The sequence below is a fragment of the Aurantimonas sp. 22II-16-19i genome (assembly GCF_002088275.1).
Lineage (GTDB): Bacteria > Pseudomonadota > Alphaproteobacteria > Rhizobiales > Rhizobiaceae > Jiella.
The window spans coordinates 150,377-158,265 of sequence record NZ_AQQS01000009.1 but is presented as its reverse complement, the minus strand read 5'-3'; the positions used below and the strand labels follow the sequence as shown (position 1 = coordinate 158,265).

Genomic DNA, 7,889 nt, shown 5'->3' with positions numbered 1-7,889 from the left:
CCCCGCCGCGCCGCAAGGCAAGGTCGTCCGGCAGGTTTCGGTTTGCGCCAGCGCCATGGACTTCATCACACTTCCCCCCTGCGGGCCGAGATGTCCCGAGGCATTCTTTTTCTACGCGCCGCATCTTCTACGCGCCGCATCTTTCAAATCGCCGCACCGCCATCGAGCGCATGCGCGAGGCCGCTCCTGCCACTGGGACGGTTCCCGTCCCGTCTTGCCGGATCCGCCGCGAAGCAGTCTCGACGCAGACACGGAGTCGAGACGTAGACGACAGAAATTAATCCGGACTAGGCGATCGCGGACACGGTGGACGTTTGATTCAAATGTGTTGGTTTTTTGCAACAATTGGGCCGGATGGCGTTGCGGAACGACGGGGACCGTGGGGCCACCGGTTCGAGCTGCCGGGCCCTCGGGGCCCCGCGCGCGCTCGATGCGGCTTGCAGCGACGAGCGCCCGTGACGCGCGCCGCTTGCACGGCCATGATCATCTGCTATGCGTGCTGCGGAGCAACATGGGCAGGCCGAGGCGTCGGGCATGCTGCCGAAGTTGTCTGCCCAGCCGATTTTCCGTAAGGGAATATCCGCCTTTCGCGACAGACGAGTGAGCCTGCCTTGACCCTTTCCGAACTGACCGCCATCGCTCTGACCGGCGGCGACGAGATCCTGAAGATCTACGGAACCTCCTTCGACACGGCCACCAAGGCGGACTCCTCGCCGGTGACGCAGGCCGACATCCGCTGCGAGGCGGTGATGAAGCCGCTTCTCGCCGGCCTCGCGCCGCAGGTGGTGATCGTCGCCGAGGAGGCGGTCTCCGGAGGCGAGATCCCGGCGGATGCCCGGCAGCTGTTCCTCGTCGACCCCCTCGACGGCACCAAGGAATTCATCAGCCGCAACGGCGACTTCACCGTCAACATCGCCCTCGTCGAGGACGGCGTTCCCGTCGCCGGCGTCGTCTATGCCCCGGCGATCGGCACGCTCTGGGCCGGCTCGACGGAGGAAGGCGCCTTCCGCGCCGAGGTGAAGGACGGGGTTCTCGGCGAGCGCCGGGCGATCGTCGCCCGCTCCGCCCCGGACAGTCTCGTCGCCGTCGGCAGCCGCTCCCACGGCTCGGCCGAGACCGAGGCATGGCTGAAGCGCTACGAGGTCGAACGCTTCGTCTCGCGCGGGTCGTCCCTCAAGTTCTGTCTCGTCGCCGAGGGCGAGGCCGACGTCTATCCGCGGCTCGGCCGCACCATGGAATGGGATACGGCGGCGGGCGATGCCGTGCTGCGCGCGGCCGGCGGCATCGTCACCACCCTCGACGGCCAGCCGCTGCGCTACGGCAAGCGGCGGCAGGCGAGCGACGTCGATTTCGCCAATCCCCACTTCGTCGCCTTCGCCGATCCTCGGCTTGCCATGAAATTGGCGCAGGACGCAGGCTGAACCCTGATCGACCGCCACGGCGACGTGGCATAATCTGCACGACGGCGTCCCGCTGCCGGAAGGAAGGACTGATCGACCCATGTCGGCATCGTCGGCCATCAAGGCCCAAGAACTGACCCATCTGCAGCGCCTCGAGGCGGAATCGATCCACGTCATGCGCGAGGTCGCGGCCGAGTTCCGCAACCCGGTGATGCTCTATTCGATCGGCAAGGATTCGTCGGTCATGCTGCATCTGGCCAAGAAGGCCTTCTACCCTTCGCCGCCGCCGTTCCCGCTTCTCCACGTCGACACGACCTGGAAGTTCCGCGAGATGATCGCCTTTCGCGACCAGGCCGCCCGGGATGCGCGGATGGACCTCATCGTCCACACCAACCAGGACGGCGTGAAGCAGGGCGTGACGCCCTTCACCCACGGCTCGTCCGTCTACACCAACATCATGAAGACCGACGCGCTGAAGGAAGCGCTGACCAAATACGGCTTCGACGCGGCCTTCGGCGGCGCGCGGCGCGACGAGGAAAAGAGCCGCGCCAAGGAGCGCATCTTCTCGTTCCGCACCGAGAACCACGGCTGGGACCCGAAGAACCAGCGCCCCGAGCTGTGGAACCTCTACAACGCCCGCGTCCGCAAGGGCGAGTCGATCCGCGCCTTCCCGCTGTCGAACTGGACCGAGCTCGACATCTGGCAGTACATCCTCAAGGAGGACATCCCGATCGTGCCGCTGTATTTCGCGGCGAAGCGCCCCGTCGTCGAGCGCGACGGCATGCTGATCATGGTCGACGACGAGCGCCTGCCGCTCGCCCCGGGCGAGACCCCAGAGCTGCGGCTCATCCGCTTCCGCACGCTCGGCTGCTATCCGCTGACGGCGGCGATGGAGTCGCCGGCGGCGAGCCTGCCCGAAATCGTCCACGAAATGCTGATCGCCCGCACCTCCGAGCGGTCCGGCCGGCTGATCGACCACGACGAGGCCGGCTCGATGGAGAAGAAGAAGCGCGAGGGCTATTTCTGATGGACAATTTCGACCCCGCGGCCTTCGCCGAATATCTCTCCCGCCAGGAGCGCAAGGATCTCCTGCGCTTCCTCACCTGCGGCTCGGTGGACGACGGCAAGTCGACCCTGATCGGCCGGCTGCTCTACGACACCAAGCTGCTCTTCGAGGACCAGCTGGCGACGCTCCAGAAGGACAGTGCCAAGCACGGCACGGTCGGCGAGGACATCGACTTCGCGCTTCTCGTCGACGGGCTGGAAGCCGAGCGCGAGCAGGGCATCACCATCGACGTCGCCTACCGCTTCTTCGCCACCGAGAAGCGCAAGTTCATCGTTGCCGATACCCCCGGCCACGAGCAGTACACCCGCAACATGGCGACCGGCGCCTCCAACGCCGATCTCGCGGTCATCCTGATCGACGCGCGCAAGGGCGTCCTCACCCAGACGCGGCGGCATTCCTACATCGCCTCGCTGCTCGGCATCAAAAACGTCGTCCTGGCGATCAACAAGATCGATCTCGTCGGCTATTCGAAAGACGTCTTCGACCAGATCCTCGCCGACTACGGCGAGTTCGCCAACGAACTCGCCTTCGAGAGCATCCAGCCGATCCCGATGTCGGCGCGCTTCGGCGACAACGTCACCCAGCGCGGCGAGAGCCTCGGCTGGTACGACGGCCCGACGCTGCTCGAGCACATCGAGACGGTCGACGTGCGCGGCAGCGAGGCGGAGCGGCCGCTGCGCTTCCCCGTCCAGTGGGTGAACCGCCCCAATCTCGACTTCCGCGGCTATTCCGGCACGATCGCCTCCGGCACCGTCTCGGTCGGCGAGGAACTCGTCGTCGCCGCCTCCGGGCGCACCTCGACGGTGAAGTCGATCGTCACCTTCGACGGCGAGAAGACCCGCGCCGTCGCCGGCGAGGCGGTGACCGTGACTCTGGCCGACGAGATCGACATCTCCCGCGGCGATCTCCTCTGCGACGCCGCCGAGCGCCCGGAAGTCGCCGACCAGTTCTCGGCCCATCTGATCTGGATGCATGACGACGCGCTGGTGCCCGGCCGCAACTACCTGTTCAAGGTCGGCACCAAGACGGTCTCGGGTTCGGTCACCGAGATCAAGTACAATGTCGACGTCAACTCGTTCCAGCATCTCGCCGCCAAGCAGGTCGAGCTGAACGAGGTCTCGGTCGTCAACCTGTCCTTCCGCGAGCCGATCGCCTTCGACGCCTATGCCGACAACCCGGCGACCGGCGGCTTCATCGTCATCGACCGGCTGAGCAACCTGACGGTCGGCGCCGGCATGATCGACTTCGCGCTCCGGCGCGCCGCCAACATCCACTGGCAGGCGGTCGATCTCGACAAGCACCGGCGCGGCGACGCCATGGGCCAGCGCCCGGCGGCGATCTGGTTCACCGGGCTTTCCGGCGCCGGCAAGTCGACCGTCGCCAATCTCGTGGAAAAGCGCCTCTTCGCGCTCGGCAAGCACACCTACCTCCTCGACGGCGACAACGTCCGCCACGGGCTCAACCGCGACCTCGGCTTCACCGAGGCGGACCGCGTCGAGAACATCCGCCGCGTCGCCGAGACCGCGCGCCTGTTCGTCGACGCCGGCGTCATCGTCCTGTGCTCCTTCATCTCGCCGTTCCGGTCCGAGCGGCAGCTGGCGCGCGACCTGCTGGAGCCCGGCGAGTTCGTCGAGGTGTTCGTCGACACGCCGCTGCACGTCGCCGAAAGGCGCGACGCGAAGGGCCTCTACAAGAAGGCGCGCGAGGGCCGGATCAAGAACTTCACCGGCATCGACAGCCCCTACGAGGTCCCCGAGCGCGCCGAAATCACGCTCGCCGGCGGAATGGCGGCTCCGGAGGATCTGGCCGATCAGGTGATCGACTACCTGCGCGAGCACGGCTACATCTGAGCGCTCCGCCCGGGCCCGCCGCAAGCGGGCCCGACGCTCACCGGCAGAGGCCCCAGCCCTCTGCGCATCCGCGAGAGCCCCCGCGCGCGCCGCGAGCCTGCTGCCGATGGTTGCGCAAAACCTGACGAAACGGTTATAAAAGCTTTCGGACCGGCTATCGGCTGGCTATGCTTCCTTCTCGCCGTATTGCGATCTCCCGGCAGAAAGGATCATGCCTCATGCGATTTTCCATCAAGAAGACACTGATTGCGGCGGGCGCGGCCGTCACCCTCGGCGCGCTCGCCGCCGGCGGCTCCCTCGCCCAGGACATGAAGTTCTTCCGCATCGCCACGGGCGGCACGGCCGGCACCTATTTCCCGATCGGCGGCCTTCTCGCCAACGCCATCTCCAACCCGCCGGGCTCGCGCGCCTGTGACGAGGGCGGCAGCTGCGGCGCGCCCGGCCTCGTCGCCACCGCCATCGCCTCCAACGGCTCGGTCGCCAACGTCAACGCCATCGGCTCCGGCGCGATCGAATCCGGCTTCTCCCAGTCCGACGTCGCCTATTGGGCGCAGACCGGCACCGGCGTCTTCGAGGGCAAGGGCAAGGTCGAGAAGCTTCGGGCGATCGCCAACCTCTACCCGGAGAGCATCCATCTGGTGGCGTCCAAGGCCAGCGGCATCCAGTCGGTGGCCGACCTGAAGGGCAAGCGCGTCTCCCTCGACGAGCCGGGCTCCGGCACTCTCGTCGATGCGCGGCTGATCCTCAAGGCCTATGGCATCACCGAGGCGGACATCGAGCCGGAATATCTCAAGCCCAACCAGGCGGCGGACCGCATGCGCGACGGGGCGATGGACGCCTTCTTCTTCGTCGGCGGCTTCCCGGCCGGCGCGATCGTCGAGCTCGCCTCCAACAACCCGATCACCATCGTGCCGATCGCCGGTGCCGAGGCCGAGAAGGTCACCAGCGACTACGACTTCTTCGCCACGAACACGATCCCGGCCGGCACCTATGACGGCCAGGACGCCGACGTGACGACGCTGTCGGTGGGTGCCCAGTGGGTGACCAGCGCCGACCAGCCGGAAGAGCTGATCTACGAGATCACCAAGGCGCTGTGGAACGACAACACCCGCAAGTTCCTCGACGCCGGCCATGCCAAGGGCAAGGAGATCACCGCGGAATCGGCGCTGAGCGGCGTCGCCATCCCGCTGCATCCGGGCGCCCAGAAGTTCTACGACGAAGCCGGCATCAAGGCCTCGAAGTAACCGCCTCTCCGCATCTGCGGCCGCCGGCGCACAGCTGCCGGCGGCCGTGTCGTTTCATCCGCATGGCCGGGCCCGCCCGCCCCCCGGGGATATCGCCGAGACAATGAACCAGAGCGCCGAGCACCAGACTGCCGAGTTCGACCCGGAAAAGACCAAGGAACTGGAGGAGCGCTTCGACCCCGAGGTGCGCTTCCGGCCGCTCGGCAAGGCGGCCGCCTTCATCGCGGCGGTGCTGCTCTTCGGCCTGTCGCTCTTCCACTACTACACCGCCGGCTTCGGCCTGTTGCGTGAGGCGACCCATCGCGGCGTCCACATCGCCTTCGTCCTGGCGCTGATCTTCCTCGTCTTTTCGGCGACGAAGAAGGGCCAGGAGACGGTCTACCCGTCGTCGTGGCTGCGGCCCCTCGGCCTGCCGCTCTACGACTGGATCTTCGCCGTCGCGGCCGCCGTCTCGGCGCTCTACGTGCCCTATATCTTCGACGACCTCGCTTTCCGGGTCGGCAATCCGCTGCCGATCGACGTCGCCATGGGCACGATCCTCATCGTCGTGCTGCTCGAGGCGACGCGGCGCTCGATGGGCTGGCCGCTGGCGCTGATCGCCCTGGTGGTCATGGCCTACGGCATCTTCGGCCGCTATGCGCCGGGCGTCCTCGTCCATCCGGGCGCCGACTGGACCAACCTCGTCAACCATCTCTACCTGACCAGCCAGGGCATCTACGGCCTGCCGGTGGGCGTCGTCGCCACCTATGTGTTCCACTTCGTGCTGTTCGGCGTGCTCGCCACCCGGATCGGCCTCGGGCGGCTGTTCATCGACCTCGCCTCGGCGCTGGCGGGGCGGTTTTCCGGCGGCCCGGCCAAGGTCTCGGTGTTCTCCTCGGCGCTGCTCGGCTCGATCTCCGGCTCCTCCATCGCCAACACGGTGACCACCGGCTCGCTGACCATCCCGGCGATGATCCGCATCGGCTATCCGCGCCATTTCGCGGCGGCCGTCGAGGCGGCAGCCTCGACGGGCGGGCAGATCACCCCGCCGGTGATGGGCGCTGCCGCCTTCCTGATGATCGAGTTCCTCGGCGTCTCCTACACGACCATCATCACCGCCGCGATCGTGCCGGCCTTCATGCATTTCTTCGGCGTCCTCGTGCAGGTGCATCTGGAGGCCAAGCGCCTCGGCCTGCGCGGCCTGACGAAGGACGAGTTGCCGAAGGTCTGGGTCGTCCTGAAGCGCGACTGGCCGACCGTGGTACCGCTGATCCTTCTGATCGCCATCCTGATGCAGGGCTTCACACCCTATCTCGCCGCCTTCTGGGGCATTTCCGCCTGCATCGTCGTCGGCCTCTGCAATCCCTTGAACCGGATCTCCGTGCGCGACGTCTTCGAGGCCTTCGTCCTCGGCGCCAAATACGCGCTCGCGGTCGGCGCCGCGGCGGCCACCGTCGGCATCATCATCGGCGTCGTGACGCTCACCGGCGTCTCCTTCAAGATCGCCTACATGGTCACCTCGACCGCCGGCGGCTGGGCCGCATCGATCGCGCCCTTCATCCCCTTCGACATCATGGGCGTGCCGACGCTGACGCTGCTGATCACCCTGTTCCTCACGGCGATCGTCTGCATCGTCATGGGCTGCGGCATCCCGACGACGGCGACCTACCTGATCATGGTCTCGGTGGCCGCCCCGGTGCTCGGCCTCCTCGGCATCGCGCCGCTGGTCGCGCATTTCTTCGTCTTCTACTACGGCGTCCTCGCCGACGTGACGCCGCCCGTGGCGCTCGCGGCCTATGCCGGGGCGGGCATCGCCAACGCCAACCCGTTCAAGGCGGGCAACACCGCGTTCCGGCTGTCGATGGGCAAGGCGCTCGTCCCCTTCGTCTTCGTCTTCGCGCCGTCGCTGCTCATCGTCACCGAGGGCTTCACCTGGCACGCCTTCGCCCTCGCCTTCACCGGCACGATCATCGGCATCACGGCGCTGTCGGCGGCCTTCGCCGGCTGGCTTGCCGGGCCGCTCTACACGGTCGAGCGATGGGTGCTGGCCTTCGCGGCGATGCTGCTGGTCGCGCCGGAACTCATCTCGACGCTGATCGGCACCGCCATCGTCGCGGCCGTGGTCACCCGCCAGATGCTGCTGCCGAAGGATGGCGGGGTGGAAGCCGGGACGGCATGATCGCCGGGCGGGATTCGAAAGTCTCGGATACGAAAAAGGGGAGGCGCGCACCTCATCCTTCCTGCATCGGGATCGGGATCGGGATCGGAGAACCGGCCCGCCGCTCGCGGCCGACCGCTGGACTGATGGCGCCGCCCGTTTCGCCGTGCGCGAATGTCGATGCCGACAAGT

Annotated in this window: 5 protein-coding genes; all 5 read left to right on the top strand. The window is 67.3% G+C overall.

Going from position 1 to position 7,889, the window contains the following annotated elements:
• The first annotated feature begins 611 nt into the window (after positions 1–611).
• A complete protein-coding gene (gene cysQ / locus ATO4_RS09965) occupies positions 612–1,421 on the top strand; it encodes a 3'(2'),5'-bisphosphate nucleotidase CysQ (RefSeq protein ID WP_139802360.1) in 810 nt (269 codons plus the stop codon).
• Positions 1,422–1,500: 79 nt separating this feature from the next.
• Positions 1,501–2,427 carry a sulfate adenylyltransferase subunit CysD gene (gene cysD / locus ATO4_RS09960; protein ID WP_083591366.1) on the top strand — a complete coding sequence of 309 codons (927 nt, stop codon included), beginning with the start codon at positions 1,501–1,503 and terminating at the stop codon, positions 2,425–2,427.
• Entirely contained in the window at positions 2,427–4,316 is a 1,890-nt protein-coding gene (gene cysN / locus ATO4_RS09955) for a sulfate adenylyltransferase subunit CysN (protein WP_083591365.1), read from the top strand. The genes cysD and cysN overlap by 1 nt, the downstream gene beginning before the upstream one ends.
• Positions 4,317–4,534: 218 nt before the next feature.
• Positions 4,535–5,560 carry a TAXI family TRAP transporter solute-binding subunit gene (locus ATO4_RS09950; RefSeq protein WP_083591364.1) on the top strand — a complete coding sequence of 342 codons (1,026 nt, stop codon included), beginning with the start codon at positions 4,535–4,537 and terminating at the stop codon, positions 5,558–5,560.
• 103 nt (positions 5,561–5,663) lie between these two features.
• A complete protein-coding gene (locus ATO4_RS09945; protein ID WP_083591363.1) occupies positions 5,664–7,718 on the top strand; it encodes a TRAP transporter permease in 2,055 nt (684 codons plus the stop codon).
• The last annotated feature ends 171 nt before the right edge of the window (positions 7,719–7,889 follow it).